General features: G+C 53.7%; 13 protein-coding genes. 10 read left to right on the top strand and 3 right to left on the bottom strand.

Going from position 1 to position 21,385, the window contains the following annotated elements; translation table 11 throughout:
• Positions 1-52: 52 nt before the first annotated feature.
• Entirely contained in the window at positions 53-1,348 is a 1,296-nt protein-coding gene (locus AABA48_RS07960; protein ID WP_338271278.1) for an Arm DNA-binding domain-containing protein, read from the bottom strand.
• 78 nt (positions 1,349-1,426) lie between these two features.
• Complete coding sequence (locus AABA48_RS17410) at positions 1,427-1,735, bottom strand: helix-turn-helix domain-containing protein (RefSeq protein ID WP_445156390.1); 309 nt, start codon at positions 1,733-1,735, stop codon at positions 1,427-1,429.
• 1,926 nt (positions 1,736-3,661) lie between these two features.
• Between AABA48_RS17410 and AABA48_RS07955 the strand changes: the two genes are divergently transcribed.
• Positions 3,662-4,291 (top strand): hypothetical protein, encoded by a 630-nt coding sequence (locus AABA48_RS07955; protein ID WP_338271277.1) that lies wholly within the window; start codon positions 3,662-3,664, stop codon positions 4,289-4,291.
• Positions 4,292-4,426: 135 nt separating this feature from the next.
• On the opposite strand, the gene AABA48_RS07950 is transcribed toward AABA48_RS07955, so the two are convergent.
• On the bottom strand, positions 4,427-4,849 hold the full coding sequence (locus tag AABA48_RS07950; protein ID WP_338271276.1) for a helix-turn-helix domain-containing protein: 423 nt from the start codon (positions 4,847-4,849) through the stop codon (positions 4,427-4,429).
• A 147-nt stretch (positions 4,850-4,996) separates the two neighbouring features.
• Here AABA48_RS07950 and AABA48_RS07945 point away from each other — a divergent pair, with 147 nt between their 5' ends.
• The 9 genes from AABA48_RS07945 to AABA48_RS07905 all read left to right on the top strand — a co-directional run bounded on the left by AABA48_RS07945 (position 4,997) and on the right by AABA48_RS07905 (position 21,372).
• Positions 4,997-5,320 carry a hypothetical protein gene (locus tag AABA48_RS07945; RefSeq protein WP_286352228.1) on the top strand — a complete coding sequence of 108 codons (324 nt, stop codon included), beginning with the start codon at positions 4,997-4,999 and terminating at the stop codon, positions 5,318-5,320.
• A gap of 30 nt (positions 5,321-5,350) precedes the next feature.
• Positions 5,351-5,716, top strand: a complete 366-nt coding sequence (locus AABA48_RS07940) for a hypothetical protein (protein ID WP_338271275.1) — start codon at positions 5,351-5,353, stop codon at positions 5,714-5,716.
• The gene (locus AABA48_RS07935) at positions 5,713-6,594 is read left to right on the top strand and encodes an HNH endonuclease signature motif containing protein (protein WP_338271274.1); all 882 of its coding nucleotides are present in this window, start codon (positions 5,713-5,715) and stop codon (positions 6,592-6,594) included. The genes AABA48_RS07940 and AABA48_RS07935 overlap by 4 nt, the downstream gene beginning before the upstream one ends.
• Before the next feature lie 395 nt (positions 6,595-6,989).
• Positions 6,990-12,899: a DUF3320 domain-containing protein gene (locus AABA48_RS07930; RefSeq protein ID WP_338271273.1), complete on the top strand. Its 5,910-nt coding sequence runs from the start codon at positions 6,990-6,992 to the stop codon at positions 12,897-12,899.
• Positions 12,900-12,954: 55 nt separating this feature from the next.
• Complete coding sequence (locus tag AABA48_RS07925) at positions 12,955-13,491, top strand: hypothetical protein (RefSeq protein ID WP_338271272.1); 537 nt, start codon at positions 12,955-12,957, stop codon at positions 13,489-13,491.
• A gap of 61 nt (positions 13,492-13,552) precedes the next feature.
• Positions 13,553-16,459, top strand: coding sequence for a DEAD/DEAH box helicase (locus AABA48_RS07920; protein ID WP_338271271.1), 2,907 nt, complete (start codon positions 13,553-13,555; stop codon positions 16,457-16,459).
• 83 nt (positions 16,460-16,542) lie between these two features.
• Positions 16,543-17,796, top strand: a complete 1,254-nt coding sequence (locus AABA48_RS07915; RefSeq protein ID WP_338271270.1) for a metallophosphoesterase family protein — start codon at positions 16,543-16,545, stop codon at positions 17,794-17,796.
• Positions 17,796-20,237 (top strand): SMC family ATPase, encoded by a 2,442-nt coding sequence (locus tag AABA48_RS07910; RefSeq protein WP_338271269.1) that lies wholly within the window; start codon positions 17,796-17,798, stop codon positions 20,235-20,237. Before AABA48_RS07915 ends, AABA48_RS07910 begins: the two co-directional genes overlap by 1 nt.
• Positions 20,238-20,391: 154 nt before the next feature.
• The gene (locus tag AABA48_RS07905; RefSeq protein WP_286352239.1) at positions 20,392-21,372 is read left to right on the top strand and encodes an AAA family ATPase; all 981 of its coding nucleotides are present in this window, start codon (positions 20,392-20,394) and stop codon (positions 21,370-21,372) included.
• The last annotated feature ends 13 nt before the right edge of the window (positions 21,373-21,385 follow it).

Raw genomic sequence — 21,385 nt, 5'->3', positions numbered from 1 at the left:
GTTACGGGTTTGAGGTCGCCAGCTTTCGCCAATTCTTTCGCAATTGGCTCCGCTAGGCGGCCTTTTTCGTTTCTTCAACCACGAAGTCCTGGCCGAAATAGGCGAGGATTTTCTCCTTGTCATCTCCCAGCTTTTCCACGTAGCGACCATAGACCTCGTACACCATTTTTTTTGAACCATGCCCCATCATCCATGCCAGCCTGTTCATGTCGATGCCGATTGCCAAGGACCAGGCAGCGAAGCTATGCCGCAGGCTGTAGGGGCGCCGGTGCCTGAGGCCAGCCTTTTTCTCCGCCTTGATCCATGCGTCGTAGAACTCCGTCGGTGTGAGCGGCTTGCCGCTCTTGAGAGTCACCAGGCGTTTGCCGTCGGTGCGGGCAGTAAGTTCATCGAGAACCCGCTGAATGGTCGCCGTAATCCGGATCTCCCGGCGACGGTACGTGGTCTTGCCCCCGGTTTTCTCCACCCCCCGGCTGACGGAGCGGCGAACAAAGAGGTAGCCGTCCTTGATGTGAAGCCGGGTAAGCCCCGCCATCTCTGACGGGATCATGCCAGTGAGGATCCAGAGTTCCGCCACCGGCCGGTACCAGGGATCCATGTGGTCGAGGTATGCCATGAACTCATCGAAGCGGAGAGCATCGCGTGTATCCTCGATTCGTTGCATCTCTCCCTCGGTCACCACATCCATGCACTCGTCCACCGTCTCGTCTCTGGGGAGCTGCTTCGGCACGTTTTTGAAGGGGTCCGGTAAATCCCACCGGTACTCGTCGCAGGCATCGCGCCAGATTGAGCGAAATGGTAAAAGGATATTGGCTACCCTTTTGCGGGAGAGGGGCTGGCCTGCCTTATTCCCCTCCCTATGCTTCAGGGAGCGGATAAAGTCCCCCATCACTACCGAGCTAATCTCGAAAAACGTTTTGTTGCCAAAGAACGGTGTGATCCAGTAGTCGATGGCCGATTTTTCGTCCACTTTCTTTGACGCTGAAGGATGGTGCTCCCATACCTCCCGGTACCACCGGGATACATAATCCCCGAACAGGATATGGTTCGGTTTGGAGAGATTTATCGACCCTTCAAGTCGGGAGAAGTGGGCTTTCTTTTCCTCCGAGGCCCCGGGAAACGCCTCCGCGAACCGAAATGTCCCCTCCTCAATCCTCTCCCGCTGCCTTATCAGCCACGCCATGGCCTTGCGGCGGTTATCAGGGGTATCCGAAAGCCCCGTGGAGATTTCAACCCGTTCACCAAGGTAGCGGAAGTCGTAGTAGAGTCGGGAAGACCCCCTCTTGGTCGTCACATTACCTTCGCCCCAGTTCCGCAGAGATACCTCTTCCATCTTCTTTCTTGCCACAGTGCTGCTCCTTTCTGTTTCACCTCCCTTCTGATCTGGGCATTGAGTCCAACACCCACGATAACAAAGGGGTGGGGACTATTCAATATCCCAATTTACTCGATTCTCTGTTCGGCCCAGCCGGCGCGAACGGCTATTTTGCCGAGTCGGTGCCTGTGAGGGTGGGGCCTCTCCTGCCTTGTCGTCGTTCGCCGTCCTGTGAATATCCTGGAGCACTTCCTTGCACCAGAAATATCGGACGACTCTTCCTATCTTTATGAAATGGCGTCCAGGAACAAGCTTGCCCTCGTTGCGCAAACGATAGACTTCGCTCTGGCATATGTGCAATCTTTGACAGAATTCTTGGATAGTAAGAGTTTCAAATTCACCTGGGTTGAAATAATCCATACCACTATACCTCAAAAAATTTGGTATAGTGATATGCACAGACCTGCAACACGAATTATTTTAGTATAAAAATTCATCAACTGTTGCACTACTTCACATAAAGGAATTTAAAAATAATCAATATCTGCATCATAAAAAATTATGCAAATAATTACTGTTGCTATTCAGTAAATATACAAACGTAATTAAAAAAATAATGACCATAACAAATGAACCAATAATGGGACAAATATTATGTATGTGTTGACAAATACTTTAATTACATAAAAAATAGTACATAGAACAAAAAAAGTCTTTGATATTACAAAATCTGTAACTATAATAAAGACAGTAAATAGAAATATACGTCGATATTTTTTATCCTACGGGATTCCGCTCGAGTCGAGTGGAAGGAGAAGTGCCTTCTTTGTCTCAGGGAAGGACTGTATTGTGGCTGCCGGTACAAGAGTTTGGTATCGGTGGTATCGATTGGTCTGCGAGGTCATCCCTGTCCGCATCGATAGGGCGCTTGCGATCATATTTGAGAATCTTTCCGGGGCGGTCATTCTGGCCGCCTTATCGAGGCAGTTTTCCACCCACGATCATGCGTTGCCTCTTCCGGCGCCTGTGATCAATCTGTTGCATAATCCTGATTACATCTGGAACAGTTAGTGTGAGGTTCCGAATTGAGGCTTGACGTCTGTTTTGTCCGACAGATTATGGCCATCGTGTGGCCTATACTCTTCGGGCTCGGTCTACGAGTCATCGGCGCCCTGATGTGCGCCGTGACTGTGTGGTATCGAGAAGTTGACAGCGCGGATGTACAAGCCTCTCCCACACAGTCGGGAGCAGTTGATAGCCTCCTGACCTCATGACCGGCAAGAGCTTGCTGGAGACTCGAGATTGCCAGCACTCCTCCGAAAGGAAGTGTGGGTGCTCGTTGAGTCTCGCTTGACTCCAGCAGCGGAAATGGCTGCGCGATTTCCAATACTGAATTTGGAAAAGTTGGTCCTACCTCTGAAGACTGGATAGCCTCCAGTCCCCCCCACAATCCAGGGGACGTTCGGCTCGATGCCGGGCGTCCCCTGTTCACATAGGTAATTATCAAAAAGAGAGTCTGCTGCTCGCCACACTGGGCTGCCAACCTGGTGGAGGCGGGTGCCGAGTCGCTACTTTCAGGCTGCCAACCTGAATCGTAGACTCGGCTGGCGTCGCCGGATGCATTGAGAGATGCCCGTCCGGTGGCAACGGGGGCTGCGGAGTGAAAATCTCCGCTTCTACCCACTGGTTTCAGAAACTGGGCGACGCTGACAAGGTTTGGTTCCGGCAACCAGGAACCCGACTCGTTACAGATGAAGTGGTGAACACATAATCCACTCTGCGGGGTGCGGGGAACCGTACAACGCCAGACCCGGCGGGGGAGCGCCCAGGCAGTAATGCCTGGGCGTAAATAGCTCAACCCGTAAAGGAGCCGCAATGATGCTTGCGGTTAAAGCGCCCACCAGGGTGCAACCGGGTAAGGAAACTGGGAGCGGCGAGGCCGAAACGCAATGAAGTCAGCAGGTACCGAAAGCCTTATGGTGAGTAAGGGGGAACTTCCAGATTCGTCCCCGCGGTGAAAGCCGCACAACTGTTGACGGAGCGACCGGACCCAGTTTCCGACGTCTGTAACTAAAGCGGAAAGACCCGAACGACGTGGGTTTTCAGTAATTCACGAGCGAGGGTTGATTAGCGGGATTGAGTACCGTCTGAGGATCACTGCAAGGCAGTGGTGGTCCGAGGCCTGTCGGGTGGCACCGGCGATCAAAAGGCACGGGAAAGGTCTCACCATGCAGATTCTCTTTTTGGGGTTGGCAGCCCCACCCGAGTCGGCAAAATATTTTGCCGACTCGGGTGAGGCTGTCAGCTGGCCGGAAGGCCGCTCATCAAAAAACCGGGAGGTGGATTATGGGTAATTATCTATGTATTTCGTGGCAGGGATTTATTCAGCAGGTGGTTTATCAGGTGAGCAGGGGCTATTACTGGTACTGTTTGATCGAATACCCCGAAGCAAAGCAGGATCGGTGGTTGCGGACCGATAACAAGCTCATGGGGAAATATTCTGCCGATCTCAGCAAGGACCAGCGTTACCGAAGAAAAGGTATGGGAAAAGCGAACTTCATGTTTCTGCGCTGGGGGCGATTTGCAGTTGTCCTACATACCAAGGGAATTGTGGAAGAGGTTGCCGATAAGGACCATTTTTGCGACATTCGCGAAAAGCCGCTCGAGGTGCGTCTAAATCTCGGCTACCGTATTCATTTTGGCTCGAATGGCGTCACCGTTCATCTTGATCGGGAGAGCTACCACGGAGTCAAGGAGATATTGGCCGACGCCGTTCGGCGCCACAACCCAAGATTGCTAAAACAGGAGTTTGATCGACTCAATGGGATTCCCTGCTGGAGTGGGGTAGTTGAGCAGAAGAGGCAACTTCTTGCCTTTGCTCTCAGGGCAGCCCGAAAGAACGGTCTCGTTGTCAAGCGGGAGGAGTTTCGATTTATCACCAGACGGAAAGTTCATAAGGTCTTTGAAGGTGAGTAGTTTTTTCGAACCTGCCCGACTTTGAACAGGTGCGAGCAGCAACAGTGAAACGGGGCGTGTCCGGCGCATACAGCGGCGGGCACGCCCCGTTTTTTTGTGCTGTTCACTAAGTAATGAGAAAAAGGGCCATTCTCGTTACGCGGCTGGTGGGTTCGTAGGGGATTCCTCTGAGGGAGAGCGGGCGGTTCCCTTCATCAAGCGTATCATGGCGAGAACTCGATCCTGGTCCGCTGTGGAAAGATTGGAGAAGAGATGGAGCAGTTCCTTGATCTTGTCTGACTGAAGTAGGTCCGCAAGCTCTGCTTGGTCACGTCTCCCCAGGAGATAGTCGGTAGAAGTGTCAAGAACGTTGGCGAGTTTTACTACAGCGTCCGCACTCGGTTTTCGTTCTCCGCCGAAAAACTGAGTGAGAGCAGACCTGGAGAGGTCGGCCCGGTCGGCAAGCTCCGCCCGAGAGAGTTTCTTTTGTTTCATCAAGATCTCAACCCTCTCGACGAAGACGGTGGCTATGACCACTTCTCCGCGCTTGCGTTTTTCGGCCTTTGTCGTCTCATCCATGCCCCAATGTATAGCAGGAAGTTCGCTCCGGTTCAAGTCTTGAATGCATAATTGTGAATTTTGCTATTTACATTTATAAAAATGAATGGTATAATTCACTTAAATGAATCGATCGGTAATTGTTGGTAGAGTCCGAAGGAGGTGTTAATGAGGCGTGACAATGAGGAATTGGCGATGCGGACCTGGGTCGAGAAAAACCTTGAGGCAACCACGGCATCTCTCTCCAAGGACATGGCGGTGCGCTGGCAAAGGCTGATGATGAGAGACGAGAAGCTTTTTTACCAGTTGGCACTCTATGGGTTTGTAAAGTTCAGGCGTCGGGAGCGTCAGGACGAGAGCTTCCCCGAGAGGGAGTTTTGCCACTTCCTCGGCGAATTTCAGCTGAAACTCCGACTCGTACTGAGGGGAAAGGGGAGAGCCAACCCTCTGCCGCTGTTCCAAAGGGTTGGTCATGAGGCACTAAGGGCGTAGGGAAGCGTGCACTAACGTTAGGGGGGAATCATGGCACAGATCGATGAAACACGAAAAGACTGGATCAAGAGGAACTTGACTATCAGGCACAATCAGCTAACCAGGGAGGAGGCCAGGGACTGGCTCCGACTTATGATGGCGGACATGGAATCTTTCTTGGCCCACGCCATCTACGGTTACTTGCTCCAGCGGATATCCAAGGAGGGGACGACTCGGATACCTCAGGCGGAGGTGGCGGAATTTTGCGAGGAATTCATTCTCAAGATTCAACTCGCAAACCGCAATATCCGCATAACGGTCTCTTTTCCCCTTTTTGGCTTTGTGGGTCATGATGTGCTCTCGAAGTTTGGATTCATGGTCGCGAAGCCGACCGCTCTTCCGGGAGGTGCATCATGATCTCCCCGGTCGTCACCACACATCGCAGACGCCAGGAGAAGCCCCTGGGTGGAAGTGGTCTGCCGGAAGGCAATTCCTGTTGGGAAAATGCCAGACCCAGATCTACCCCGCAGGGCTACATTCAGCTGACCATTCGTGACAGGGAAAAAAAGATAACGCGGAGCAAGATGCAGCACATCGTTGTCTGGGAGCTCCACTACGGGGCACCGGTGCCGGCCGGTTTCGTCATCCACCACCGGGACGAGAATAGACGGAACAACCGGATCAAGAACCTGGCGTGCATGCCTCCAGGTGCCCACGTCGAGATGCATGCCGAGTTGAAAAGGCTCCGGGCAAGGCTCCCCCCTGAAGGATATGCTACCGCCCGCAGGGAGGTCATGAACAGATACGAGCTGGAAGTTTATGTTCCCAGACCGTTGGCCCCGGCCAGAGGAAAGCGGTCCGACATGAAAGAGGAGGCAACTATGTACAATGCACTCGATATCAAGAAAATCCGGAAGGTAGTCGGAATGACGGGGAAAATATTTGGGGAAGAACTCGCTGTCAGGCGATATGGTGTTGGCGCCAAACCGGTGACGCCGCAACGGCTTTATGAGTGGGAAACGGACCGGCGCTCCGTTCCTGACGATGTTTACCGGGCCTGTGTTGGAATTGTGACTGATGAGTGGGCATGCCGCCGCAGGGAAGTGGCGCCGGCGGAAAAAGTTGCCATCGACGTCCTTTTCGCCAGCCTCATCAGCCCCGCTTTGGGACATCTCTTCGCGGTTACCTCTCAGGACGATTCCGGTGCACTCCGAGCGAGGGAGATCTTCGCCGAATATGTCCGGAATACCTACGGGTTTGACATCATTTATGTGTGGGAAGGGTACGAGCAATAAGCTCCCATCCCACTGAAGCTCGATTCTCAACAGCACCAACTGCAGTTTTCCCCTTGGCCGCCATCGGAAGATGGCGGCTTTCTATTTTGAATGTCACTTTTCCCGTGCATAATGTGCATCAGGTTTTCTCTAGGTTGACCTATCGTATGAAATATCTTATTAACTATGCTTATTTGTTGTTCGGGGTTCACTGAGACGCCTAAACCCATACCAAAACCCAAGCGGCTAATAGCCAGGGGGCGGTGATGTTTACGCGAATGCGGGTAGCCGGTGTTGCTCTTGCAGCGGCTTAGTCTGCGGAACCTGTCGGAATTTGATACAGAGAACGAGGAATAGGATAAAAATTGAATAGATAGAGTCGCTACGAACTTTTCTTCAAGTCTGGAGGAATACAAATGAGCGATGAAATATCTGGGACGATTGAAGAAGGCGATAATTATCCCATAGTTTCGTTGGCTGTAGAACATGACTGCACAGTCAATTACGCAATGCAGCAAAACGACGTGCCGGTCATGAAAGCGCTTCGAATCTCCAACAACGGAGAAAGCCCACTTCACGACATTAAGGTGTTGATTACAACCGAGCCCGAGTTTGCTCCCGCATGGGAGTCACGGATCGGCAGCATCAAGGCCGGTGAGACGTACAACCTCGGAGTCGTTGATCTTGCCCTTTCTCACGATTTCCTGGCGAGCCTCACCGAGCGTGTGTCTGGTTCGCTGCACATCGAAGTATTCCAGCAAGACACCTCATTATCCCGCATCAGTCGCCGCATCGACATCCTTGCTTTCGACGAGTGGAACGGCCTGCAGTCTCTGCCGGAAATCATCGCCGCCTTCATAACCCCCAATCATCCGTCAATTGAATCAGTGCTTTCCGACGCAGCGGACCTCTTGGGCAAGTGGACTGGAAACTCCTCCATATCTGGCTATCAGGCACGCGATCCACAGAGAGTCGCCCTCACCGCAGCCGCCATCTTTTCTTCACTCCAACAGCGTTCAATCCGTTACATAAACCCTCCCGCCAGCTTCGAGGAAGCCGGCCAGAAGATTCGACTTCCGGACAGGATTCTGGAAAGCCGCCTTGCCACCTGCCTCGACCTGACCGTTCTTGTCGCCGCCTGTCTGGAGCAGGCAGGGCTGCACCCACTGGTTGTCATTACTGCCGGACACGCATTTGTTGGGGTCTGGCTGGAAGAGGAAACCTTTGCTGATGTGGCAACCGATGATCTCCTACGCTTGCGCAAGCGGGTAGAGCTTGGCCAGATTACCGTCTTCGAGACAACACTGCTTACGTCCGAACAGCTGGTACCCTTCGACCAGGCAATCAAGGCCGGACGACAGTACCTGGAAGACATCACTGCTTTCCGCTTCGTAATCGATATCCGGCGGGCCAGGAAAGGCCGCATTCGCCCGCTGCCGCTTCGCGTGGAGCGCTTTGCGACGCAGCCTGCTGTCTCAGCCGAATACGAATCAACTGCGACGGCTCTTCCTTCGCTGGATATTCCCACTCCGTCCACGTCGCAAGACACACTTGACGAGCCTGCGCCGGAAACACCAGCCACCCGTCTGGATCGCTGGAAGCGAAAACTCCTTGACCTCACCATGCATAACCGCCTGCTTAACTTCAAGGAGTCCAAAAAGAACCTGCCCATTCTCTGCCCAGATCTTGGCTTTTTGGAAGACGCACTGGCCGATGGAACATCGTTCAAGGTCTACCCCAAACTAAGCGATCTCGGTGAGAACAACACCCGAAATGCTGAAGTCCACCGACAGCGGACTGGTGCCGGTTCCCTGGACGAGATGCTCAAGGAGGCCTTCCATTCGCGCCGATTGCATGCCGATGCTACAGAGCTGGATGTTAACCGGAGGCTTCTGGAGATATACCGGGAAGCGAAGCTGAGCATCGAGGAGAACGGCGCCAACACGCTCTACCTCGCTCTCGGATTTCTATCCTGGTACGAGACGCCTACTTCGCCTCAACGCCGGCTGGCTCCAATTATCCTTGTCCCCCTGGAAATTGAGCGCCGCTCGCTCCAGGAGGGGTTCAGTATCCGGCAGGGTGATGACGAGCCAATGGTCAACGTGACCCTGCTTGCCAATCTGGCGGCGGAATTCGATCTCAATATCAGCGGGCTCGATCCGATTCCCATGGATGACCACGGCATAAACGTGCCGTTCATCCTTCGCAAATTCCGCGAAGCCATTGTCGAGATTGACCGATGGGAAGTGCTGGAGCAGGCTTATATCGGCCACTTCTCTTTTGCCAAGTTCCTCATGTGGCGAGATCTGGAGGTTCGGGCAGAAGACCTCCAACGCAATGCCATAGTCCGTCATCTCATCCATAATCCATCAGACGTCTATCCCGACAGCGGAACCTTCCCCGATCCCGACCGTCTGGACGATACCCACAGCCCCGAGGTCACCTTCTGTCCGCTCAGTGCCGATTCGTCGCAACTTGCCGCCGTCCATGCCGCAGCCGCCGGCAAGAGCTTCGTTCTCCACGGACCGCCAGGCACCGGCAAGTCGCAGACCATCACCAATATCATCGCCCACAACCTTGCCTTGGGGAAAACGGTGCTTTTCGTTTCTGAGAAACGGGCTGCCTTGGAAGTGGTTCACCGACGCTTGACCGAGTCTGGCCTGGGGCCTTTTTGTCTGGAGTTGCACTCCAACAAGAGCCACAAGAAAGAGGTTCTGGGTCAATTGGAACAAACGCTCGGGGTGAGGGCTGCGCATACTTCAGAAGAATGGCTAAGGGAGGCGCAGCGACTCGCGACTACCCGGCAGGAATTGAACGGCTTCGTGACAGCCCTCCATGCCGTCCGTCCCTCCGGGGAATCCCTATTCACCGGGATCTCGCTGCTCATCAAGCACCGCGACGTGCCACTCGTGAAGATCGCTTGGCCATCGGTGGATCAGATCGACCGACAGAAGCTGGATGCCCTGCGCGATACCGTTCGGCGACTACAGTTGGCTGCCGGCCAGATCGGTCATCCGGCAGCGAATAGCTGGGCTGCAGCCCAGTGCGAGGTCTGGACCCCAGAACTTCGGAACAGCGTGGAACGTGTCCTGAACGAAATGAAGGGAGTGATAGACTCTCTGAATAGCGCTGCCAATGGGATCGCGGTCATTGTTGGCATGCAGGCAATCGACTGGAGCAGTCAGGACCTGCAACGGCTTGCTGAAATCGCGGCTGCACTGCTGAACTGTCCATCTTTGCCGCAGGGGTTACTCGCTACGGGTGAGTGGGAGCAGAACAAGGCAGCCATAGCCGAGATCGTTGCCCATGGCCGCAAACGCGATGACCTGCGCGAAAAGCTCTTCAACAAGTACAGCGAAGGTCTGCTGACCTTGGACGCGAACGCCCTGTCTCAACAATGGGCTGCGGCCGAACAGTCCTGGTTCCTTCCCCGTTGGCTCGGTTGCAGAAAGATTCGTCAAACCCTCACAGCCATTGCCCGGCCCGGATATACCCCTCAGAATTCGGATATCGTACCGGATCTCCAACTTGCTCAAGCGCTCCGGCAAGAAGAGCAGTATCTCAAAGCACAAGGGACAACGGCCGAATTGCTCGGCAGCCTCTGGCGCGATGGCGAGGCTGACTGGGGCAAGATCGAGGACTCCGTCGCCCGCGCTGATGCCTTGCGCAAGGTCGCATTGAATGTTGCGGGCGTAGATGTCGAACTTGCCGTGCGGTTGCGCCAATGCTGGGCGAAGCTGGTTGTCGAAGGACGGGAGCAGCTCGCCAGTGACGGTCCCATCGGCCAACGCCTTCAGGCATATCAGGAAATACATTCGCGCTTCGCGGCGGTCTTGAGTGCACTCACGACCCTTCTGGCGCTCAACCCTGCGGAAGTGGAGCCACAGCGTTTTCTGGCTGGACTTGCCGAACGCAGTGAGCTCTGGCTGCAAAACCTCAACGGCCTCAGGCCCTGGTGTCATTGGCGGACGGTACGAAGCGAGGCCTTGGCGCTCGATCTCGGGCCACTCATCAAGGCTTACGAAGAGCAGGGGCTGGCAACGGAGAAGCTGCAGGAAACGTTCGAACGGGGCTACTATCAGTGGTGGTGCGACACCATAATCAGCGGTGAACCAGCCCTGTCAGGATTCTTCAGCAGCGACTACGAGGACAAGATCCGCCAGTTCCGCCTGATCGACGACCGTTACACCCAGTTGACCCGCCAGGAGATCCAGGCGCGGGTGGCAGCCAGGCTCCCGCGAGGGCAGGTGGACAATCCTAACTCCGAGATGGGCCTGCTCCGCCGGCAGATCCAGCGGCAACGAGGCCATCTGCCAGTACGCTCTCTGCTGCAGAAACTCCCCAATCTTCTCCCTCGCCTGAAGCCGTGTCTCCTGATGAGTCCCATCTCTGTCGCCCAGTATCTCGACCCGGCCCATCCACCATTCGATCTGGTCATTTTCGACGAGGCCTCGCAGATTCCGGTCTGGGATGCGGTGGGGGCCATGGCGCGTGGCAAGGAGGTCATCATCGTCGGCGACCCTAAACAACTGCCGCCAACCAATTTCTTTTCCCGGGCCGATACCGGCGACGGAGCGGATGCTGATGACAGCCTCGTGGAGGACCTGGAAAGCATCCTCGACGACTGTATCGCCGCCCAACTGCCGGAACGTCATCTGAACTGGCACTACCGCAGTCGCCACGAAAGCCTCATCGCCTTCAGCAATTACCACTATTACGGTAATCGTCTGCTGACCTTCCCGTCGCCGCATCAGGAACTCGGCGTGTCTTTCCGCCCAGTGACCGGCGAATACGACAAGGGAAAGAGCAGGACCAACAAGGCCGAAGCGGCGGCGGTGGTGGACGAGGTGTTGCGGCGCCTGCGCGATCCGAAACTGTGCAGCTACAGCATCGGCATCGTGACCTTCAGCCTCGCCCAGCAACTGCTGGTGGACGACCTTCTGGAGGAGGCACGTCGACAGCACCCGGAAATCGAGCCGTACTTCTCCGATAGCGCCGTTGAGCCGGTGTTCGTCAAGAACCTGGAAAACGTGCAGGGGGACGAGCGGGACGTCATCCTCTTCTCCATCTGCTACGGACCGGACGCGGCGGGGCGGGTCTCCATGAATTTCGGCCCCATCAACCGGGATGGCGGTGAACGCCGCCTCAACGTGGCCATAACCAGGGCGAGGCAAGAGGTGATCGTCTTCTCCACCCTGCGCGCCGAACAGATCGACCTTTCCCGCAGTCGCGCCCAGGGCGTCGCCGACCTGAAGTGTTTCCTCGATTATGCCGAGAGGGGCACGGTGGCCATTGCTGAGCGACGGGCCAGCGGTCCGGATGGCGAATGTGAATCACCCTTCGAGATGCAGGTCTGTGATGCACTGCGGGACAAGGGGTATATCGTCCATCCCCAGGTGGGCTGTTCCGGCTACCGCATCGACCTGGGAGTTGTCGATCCTGACAAAACGGGGCGTTACCTGCTCGGCATCGAATGTGACGGCGCCAACTACCACCGCTCCAAGACGGCACGCGACCGGGACAAACTGCGGGAAAGCATCCTTCGTGGGCTTGGTTGGAACCTGCATCGGGTCTGGTCCACCGATTGGTGGGAAAAGCCGGCCGAGGAGCTTGCCCGGATAGAGGTGGCAATTGATGCCGCCAGAAAGGCTCCGGAGAAGCCGGAAACCTTTACCGAGAAGCCACTCCTGCTAATTGCAGCAGCGCCAGTGGCATTGGTTAACGAGCCGGTGACGCCTCAAGCGCCTCCTCCACATCAACCCACCTTGCCGGTCTATGAGCCGTTCACTTTCAGGGGCATCAAAGGAACTCCGGAAGACTTCCATCTGCCGACGGCGGACAGCAGCGTCTGTGCACTCATTGAAGCGGTGGTGAGTAAGGAAGGACCGGTAAGTCTCGGGCTCGTTGCACGACGGGTGGCGGAGCACTGGGGAATCGCCAGGGTCACTTCACGGGCACAGACGCGGGTTGTGGGGCTGGCAAAGAAGGCGAATGTGAGGGTTACGACCGATGAGGGCAAGGTATTCTTCTGGCCAGCTTCCCTTGAGCCGAAGTCCTTCCCCGGATTCCGAGTTCCGGGTGCCGACGACGCTTCCAAGCGGGACGCTGAAGACCTCCCGCTTGTCGAAGTCGCCAACGCGGCGCAGTATCTGCTGGAGCAGCATGTGAGTCTGCCGGTGGCGGACCTTGTTCGGGAAACGGCACGGCTGTTTGGGTATCAGAGGACTGGGCCGTCGGTTGATAAGACGATGAGGGGTGGAATAGGGCTATTGGTGGGAAAGGGCAGAGCTAAGGAAGAGGGTGAAATTGTGGTTCATATGGCGTGAGTACCATCTGTATGATGGAGGCATTAAATACAACTTTTATATTAGGGAGGGTTAGATGAGTAGGAAAGGTCCGTTTGGCTTGTGGATGGGAATGACTATGAACGATTTTGAGTCACCGCTAGAAGAAATCACGCCATGCAAGTTCATAACACCTGTTGTTCCCAAGCCGCATTCTGCCTTTGAGCGTTATGTTTGCACAATAGCCCCACAATCAGGACTGTCGTGGCTTAAGGCTGTAGGGAAATCGATTCAAACTAACATTTATGGTGTCGAGCTTAAGACATCATTCGATGTTATGGAACAAAAGCTGATCGCTACCTACGGTCAGCAGAAGAAGCTCGATTTTCTGATGCCTGGTAGCATTTGGAATGAGCCACGTGATTGGATGCAATCAATTATCAATAAGGAGAGGGTTTATATGTCCGAGTGGAGTAAAGAAACAGGGGCGTCATTGACTGACTCTTTGGTCTCAGTTGCTCTTGTGCTTGGAGCTTTTGATACATCAAGTGGATATATCGCAATTGAATACACCTTCGAGAACGCTAATCGAGCCGAAGATGAAATCGCAGCCATGGAAGACGATGCCCTTTGATAGACGGTAATTAATAGCTATTGCTTGCGAAATGTAAGCATATCTACTGAGAGGATATTCCATGAAATTCGGATTACCTGATGGTCACAGTCTATCCAAATCAATCATCAAGAATCTCGTGTTTTCCGATGGCGAAACCCCTGCCTTGAGCGATATTCAATTTGATGCGCTTGAAGCTGGTGTTGGCCGAGGTAGAAGTCTTTTGGTGGTCTCTCCAACTTCAACGGGTAAGACGCAAATCGCTTTGTGGGCGATAGCCAAGGGCGTCGAGAATGCCTGCAATGTGGTTTATCTCGTTACACATAGAGCATTGGCAAAACAGAAATTTGAGGACTTCAAATCACTTCTTCTTGCTCAATATTTCGAGGACTCTGAATCATCTTTGGTTATTGCTACCGGCGACTATGTGGAAGATGCAAACGGCGAAGTCGTGACACATCCCTTAGGAGCACATGTCTTAGTCGCAACATATGAAAAATATTTGGCTTTATTGTCTTCGTCAGGTATTCCTGCAGACATGACATCAACAGTAATTGTTTGCGACGAAATCCAGCTTATCGGGGACGAGCATCGCGGACAACACGTCGAAGTGCTCCTGACACTGTTGCGTAATGCCGGTTGGAAACAATTTGTCGGGCTTTCTGCAGTCCTTGAGCCCAGAGATGCCAAAGACCTTGCTGACTGGCTGGAAGTGTCGCTTGTTATAAATCATACACGGGAAAAGCACCTACATTACGAATGCTGGACCGACCATGGAATAGCCGCTGTTACCACTGAACAGCCTGAGAAAATAGAAGAAGGGATTTCGCTGCCGGTCGGCATAAAGCTAGACGCAATTTCAGTGCTGACCTATCTTCTCAAGCAAAAATCCCCACCACCACCCTTGCCGATTATTGTATTTTGTATGAAAAAGCAGGACACGTACGAATTAGCACAGAAATTCGCTGACGAGCACGTAAAGCAAGAACAAAAACAACTTTACCTTCCATTCGAAGGGGTTCCTGAAACCTCTGCCAACACCATCCTTTCAAGAATTATGGCTAAGAGAGTAGCATTTCATAATGCGGATTTGATCGATGAGGAACGGCATATAGTCGAGCAATATCTTCTTGATGGCAAGTTGGATGTGGTATTTGCTACCAGCACCCTAGCCGCTGGAGTTAATTTCCCTTTAGGGGCTGCGATATTCGCGTCTTGGAAGCGCTGGAATGGCAGTAGAAGATCGTATGTGGCCATTGAAGCCGATGAATTTCACAACATGGCGGGACGTGTTGGCAGAATGGGTTTTGAACATGAACAAGGCAGACTAATTTTTATCGCAAATAAATCCGAACTACGACTCGCAAAGCGCTATCTTAATTTAGGAGCGCTGCCATCTCTTCAACCAAGGATTACACCAACCAGGTTTGATCAGCTTGTGTTGCAACTTGTCGCCTCTGGTTTATGTAAATCTAAAGAAGACGTCAATGAGCTTGTCTGCAATACTTTTAGTGCACTTCGCGAACAGTCAACAAATCCTATAAACTTTGATACGTGGCCAGAAAAGTTATCTTATGCGATCACAATTTTGCGTGATGAGTGCTTTATAATAGAAGGTAGTTCTGGTAACCTGTCCGCGACTCCGGTAGGCAAAGTGGTCGCTTTTAGTGGTCTACTGCCAGACACTTCCAGCTTTTTGTTAAAGTATATGGCTAGCAAGGCCAATAGACTTGTTCCGTTGTTGCCAACGCTGGAAAATCAGGGGGATATCACACGACTTGCTCTTGCTCTTCTAGCCGCTTGTTACTCTGCTCCTGAATTCAGGACATATAACAAGAAACCACCGACTAGGTTTCTGCCTTATCCACTTGAAAATAAGATTGTCTACGATGTAAAGACGAATCGCCTTGACCTACCTGAATCTGCTTGGGAAGTCGATCCTACCCCCATAAATGCTGCAGGGATTACTATCGATTGGATGGAGGGGGCTGATTTCCGTAAGTTAGAGTCTATGCTCCCTCAAATGAGTGCGGGAATGCTACGCGAAATGTTTCGGAACTGTGTTTGGGCTCTCCAAGGATTTGCTTCTATTATCGAAGCAGCTGCAGATGTTACAGTGCCGGAAAGTTTGCGGCCAAAACAGTTCCGTGAAATTGAATTAGACCTTGCCCTTGTGCGCAAGCTTCCTCGCGTTATACGTCGCATCAGTTTCCGCATTAGTGAAGGATTACCTGATGACGTCCTCTGGATGAAGGAACTCTATTCTCCTGATTCCAGCTTCAAACTCTTCCGCACGGAAATTCTCGACCTTCGAAAAAAAGGCTTTATTCGCCCAGAGCAAATAATTTTGGGCTCCCCAGATGCCGATGCGGTCAGGGTTGCAGTATTCGAAAATGCAAAACCTTCCGCGCAAGCGAAAGCTAACTGGCTCCGCGATATTTGCAGAGATTGGAAAAAGAATCTAAGAAAGCGAATCAGTGATAAACACACCAAAAGAGCGCGCCGTTGCTCAAATGTTAGTTTTGTACAAGAGTTTTACAACTCTAGAGGGACCGAATTCGAATTGGTGTTTGAGAAGATCTTGGCTGCTCTTCACATAAAGTTTGAAAAGTTGGACGATAAGACAAAAACAGGGGCACCCGACTATTTGATCAAGTTGAATGAATCACCTCCTCTAGTGCTGGAATTGAAATCAAAGGATGGAGACAAACTTGTAGAATACAATAAAGCAGTAGAAGTGCTTGCAGCATCGGAGGTTCATGGCCATAAAGATGTATTTTGTGTTACGCTTTGTCATCCTGGAGTTGATCCAAGTGTACCAATGGTAATATCATCATGTGGCAGACTGAGTGTTGTAGAAAGCACCGATTTAGGTGAAGCATTGCTTCGCATCTGCGAAGGAACTCTTACACAAAACCAGCTTTGGAAGTGGCTGGCTACTCCAGGCCAAGCATTAATTTATGATTTACCGTTTCCTGATTATGTCTGATATACGAAGTATTAAGTATTAATGCATGTATTTATTTTAATATGTTAACTTCTTGGGGTGATATAAGAGAGCAGCTAAAAAATATGTCTCTTAGTTTTCTTCACACTGCAGATATCCACCTCGGCAAGACTTACCGCACCTCTACCGGTGACACCGAACGCTACGAAGACTTTTTCCGTATGCTCAACAACATCGTGTCCGACGCAATCGTCGAAGGGGTAGATTTCGTCCTTATCGCCGGCGACCTATTCCACACCGGCCAGATTCTCCCTCGCACCTTCGCTCGCACCATCGAAACCCTTCAGCCCCTGAGGGACTCTGGCATCCCCTGTATTGCTGTGGAAGGAAACCACGACTGGATCCACCGCCGCGACAGCATCTCCTGGATGGAGGCCCTGTCGCAAATGGGGTACATCCACCTCCTGCGCCCGTCCCGTACCGAAACCGGCGGCTATCGCTTCGATTCTTTCGATTACGACCAAGGGATGGGGGGCCATATCGAGGTCAACGGGCTCAACATCTATGGCCTCGGTTACATCGGCACCCAGGCGGGTGCCCATGTATCGCGCATCTGCGAGACGGTCACCACAACGAACAACATCCTCCTCTTCCACGTTGGGGTCTGGAACTATTCGCCGGTGGAGATAGGCAACATGAAGCCGGAGGAGGCGCTCCCCTTGGCTGAAGTCTTCGACTACGTGGCCCTGGGCCACGGTCACAAGCCCTACATCATCGCCACCCCCGAAGGCCGCCCCTACGCCTTCAATCCCGGTTCCCCCGAATGCGTCAACTTCGGTGAAGAGAGATACGACAAGGGATATTACCTCGTTACCGTCGAGGATGGGGTCTTTACCCACGAGTTCCGTCCAACCAATCCCCGTCCTATGGTGGTGACCGCCATTGATCTCGATGGGGCTGCCGATGCCGAAGCTGCTATTGTGCGCTTCCGAGACCGGATTACAGCGAAGATCGCATCGTTCAGTGATGATCTCCAGCCGCTGCTGGAGATCAAGCTCACCGGCCGTGTCGGCTTCCACCCCTTCGAGCTGGGCCGCGAACGGCTCCGTTTGGCGCTCGAGGAAATCTGCAACCCCCTCCATGTGGAGATAAAGAACCACCTCTCGCTGGTCACTGCCGGCGGAGGCGCCGAAACCGAGAAGAAGAGCCTTGCCGAGATCGAACGGGAGGTGCTCAGGGAGCTGGTTTCCGCCAAAAGCGAGTACAAGGGTCGGGAGGATGAACTGGTGCGGCTGTCCCTGGCGATCCGCGACCAAGTTCTCAAGGGTGAGGTGGATGGCGAGGAACTTCTGGGACTGCTGATGCGGGAGCCTGCCTGATGCAGATACTCTCTATTCACATGAAGAATATCAAGTCCCATCGCGACACGGAGCTTACCTTTTCCGCCGGTATCAACGTCCTTTCCGGCCCCAACGGCGTTGGCAAGAGCACGGTGTTCGAGGCGATCGGCTATGCCCTGTTCGGCGTCGACGCCCGGGACTTCGTTTCCAACGTGGACCGTTTTCTCTCCATCGGTACGAAGAAGGGGGAGATTGCCGTTACCTTCAGCACGGATGCCGGCAAGACCTGGCGGGTGACCCGCACTGTCGGAACCCCGGCCAAGTGGCTATTGGCCAAGGAGCAGGGTGGGGTGTTTGAGGTTGAGGAGCACGCCCGGATCGAGGAAACCGAGGCCCGCATCGCCGAACTCCTGGGCCTCAACAATGGCCGTCCTCTGGCTGAGCAGTTCAAACTGGTGATCGGACCCTTCCAGAACGAGTTCCTCGGCCCCTTTGTCATCAAGCAGCCCACCAAACGTCAGGAGGCATTCGACGAGATCCTCGGCATCGATGCCTGGCGAAAGACCTTCAAGAACACCAGCTCTCTGCTCTCCGCAGTTCAGGAGAAGGTGAAGCTTCTCGCCGTGGAAATAGAGGGAAAAGAGAACCAGCTTGCCGTCCTGCCCGAGCGCGAGGAGGAACTGGCGAAGGTGAAGACGGATTCCGAGGCTCTCGGAAAAAGTCATGGGGCACAAACGGAAACACTCCGGAAAGTGGAGAAGCGTCTTGCTGAGCTTGATGGGCAGGAAAAAGGGATTGCTGCCCTCCAGGCCGACATTCAGATCCTCGCCAACCGCATCACCGATGGGGAGGGGAAGATCCGGGACCAGAAGCAGCGGGTAGGGGAGGCTGAGAAGGCTGGCACAGTTCTGGAGCAGACCCGCCCAGGCAAGGAGGCCTATGAAAAGGCCGAGGCGATGCTTGTGGCGCTGCGGGGGAAGGAGCAGCAACGGCGCGAGGTTGAAAAGGAGGTTGCCATCCTGGAGAAGGAGGCCCAGCGCCTGACCCAGTCAGTCGAGCATGAACAGAAGGAGGTACAAGGAGAGGGGAACCGGATTGCGGATGACGAGGCCGCCCTCGCCAAGGCCCGGAAAGAACTCCTGCCCGACAAAAAAGTGGCGGAGCTGGCCGCCCGGCTCACCGACCTGCGCAACGAGGTCAACCGCCTTCGGACCGAAAGGGGACTCCTGGAAGGGCGCCGAGCCGCACTGCTGGAGGGGCAGGAGAAACTTGGCGAGGGAATGTGCCCCTTCTTCAAGGAACCCTGTCAGAACGTGGCAGGAACCACGCCGCAGGATGTGTTCACCGCCAGGATTGCCGACCTCGACCGCCAGATGCACGTTTTCGCCGAAACCTTGGGGAGGCTTTCCGTGGAGGTAGCTGCCGCCGAGGAGGCAGAGAAGGAGCTAGCTGCCATCACGGTTCGGGGCCAAGAGCTGGACAAGCAGACGACAACCCTTGCCGAACGCCGTACCAGGAACCAGGAGCGGGCCGGCAAGCTGCAAGGGCTGGTAACGCAGCAAGCCGAGGCAGCAGCCCGGGTAAAAAAACGCAAGGATGATCTTCAGTTCTTTGTCGGCCTGGATGCGGAGATCGAAGCGGCCACCAAGGAACGTGGCCAGTTCCAGGCAGATCGTGACGCTTACCATGCCCACGAGAAGGATGCTCTTGATCTGGATAATCGGCGCCAGACGCTGGAGAAAATGCTCCGACTTCTGGATGACCTTCAGAAGCAACTTGGTGGGAAAAAAGACGAGCTTGCCCGTCTCCAGGAAGCATATCAGCACGACAGGCACAGGGAAGCTCGTGACGAGAAAGACCGGCTCGTGGCAGAAGTAGCCTCGTTGCGCCAGAAAATCGAGAACATGGAGAAGGACCGTCTGCGCCTTGAGGGTGAGATTGGCAAGCTGAAGGTGCTCAAGGAAGAGATCGACCGTAAGCTGGCCGAGAAGACCTCCTACGAGCAGAAGGAAAAGCTCGTCAAGTTCCTCCGCAACCAGGTCTTCAAGAACGTATCAGCCCAGCTTTCGGAAAGGTTCCGGGAGGAGATCAGGCTGCGCGCCGACCGAATCTATCGTACCATCGCCGAGACCGATGAAGAGTTGGTCTGGGGCGAAAACTACCAGATCGTCCTGCGGGACATGGCGGACGGCGCGGTCCGCGAACGGAGCGACGACCAGCTCTCAGGTGGCCAGACCATGAGTGCCGTGGTGGCCCTGCGGCTGGCACTGCTCCAGACCATCGGCGCCCGCATCGCCTTCTTCGACGAGCCGACCTCCAACCTGGATGCTTCCCGTCGGGAGAACCTCGCCACCGCCTTCCGCGCCATTGACGTTGGACGGGAAGAGGTCACTGAGCACTGGTACGACCAACTGTTCCTCATCAGTCACGATGTGGCTTTCACCGAGATTACGGATCAGATGATTCAGTTGGGGGAGTAAGCTGGATATTTTTTCAGTGTGGTGTTAATCCGAAGAGAATTCTGCAATCGTTATCAACTATTGCCTACCAGCCTCATTTTGTGCTAATGCGACGGCAATTTTGTTGATATACTTAACACGGAAATATTTTCTAGTATGAATTGTGGAGCCTGTGATGGCCAGCGCTGAACAAATCAAAGCCCTGCTGAAATCGCACGTAGATGGCGATGATGCCCATTTTTATGCGGTTGCAATGCAGGTCGCTGCCCATGAGGCAAAATTGGGGCATAGTCGAATAGCCAATGAATTACGGGCTTTTATTGACGAAGCTAAGTTGCGGCAGCCTCTGAAGAACGCAAGAAGAACGGTTCCTATCGCTCAGCCTCGCGGTGAGCTTTCATCTTTATTGTCGGTGTCATACCCGAAGCTCCGGCTCTCGGACATGATCCTGGTTGAGAGCGTCAGTGATCGGCTTGTCAGGATCATCAAAGAGCATCGCCAAATAGCCAAAATCCGTTCTTATGGTTTGGCTCCCAGGAAAAAGCTGCTCTTAGTCGGCCCTCCCGGTACCGGGAAAACGATGTCAGCTGCGGTTCTTGCAGGTGAATTGGGCATTCCCCTGTTTGTTGTTCGACTCGACAGCCTGATTACAAAGTTCATGGGAGAGACTGCATCCAAGCTTCGACTCATCTTTGAGGCTATCACTCAGTCAAGAGGAGTATACCTGTTTGACGAATTCGATTCCATCGGATCACAAAGGGGCCTGAGTAACGATGTAGGTGAAATCAGGCGTGTGTTGAACAGTTTCCTTCAACTGATTGAGCAGGATGATTCGGATAGTCTTCTGTTGGCCGCAACCAATCATCCGGAGATACTCGATTATGCGCTTTTCCGTAGATTTGATGACGTTGTCGAATATGTGTTGCCGGAACAAGAGCAGCTTATCAGCGCCCTGCAGGCCAAGCTGGCGGTATTCCAGAAGTCGAAGATCGACTGGAAAAAGCTTGCTGACGCCGCAACAGGCCTCAGTTATGCCGACATTACTAGGGCATGCGAAGAGGCAATAAAAGAAGCAATCATCCATGACCGCCAAAAGGTCGCAACGGGCGACGTTCTCAAGAACCTCTCCGAACGGAAATCAATACGTTCCAAGTAATTCCATAGGTAGA

This window comes from Geobacter sp. 60473 (genome assembly GCF_036323535.1).
Lineage (GTDB): Bacteria > Desulfobacterota > Desulfuromonadia > Geobacterales > Geobacteraceae > Geobacter > Geobacter sulfurreducens.
This window is presented reverse-complemented; position numbering and strand designations above follow the sequence as displayed.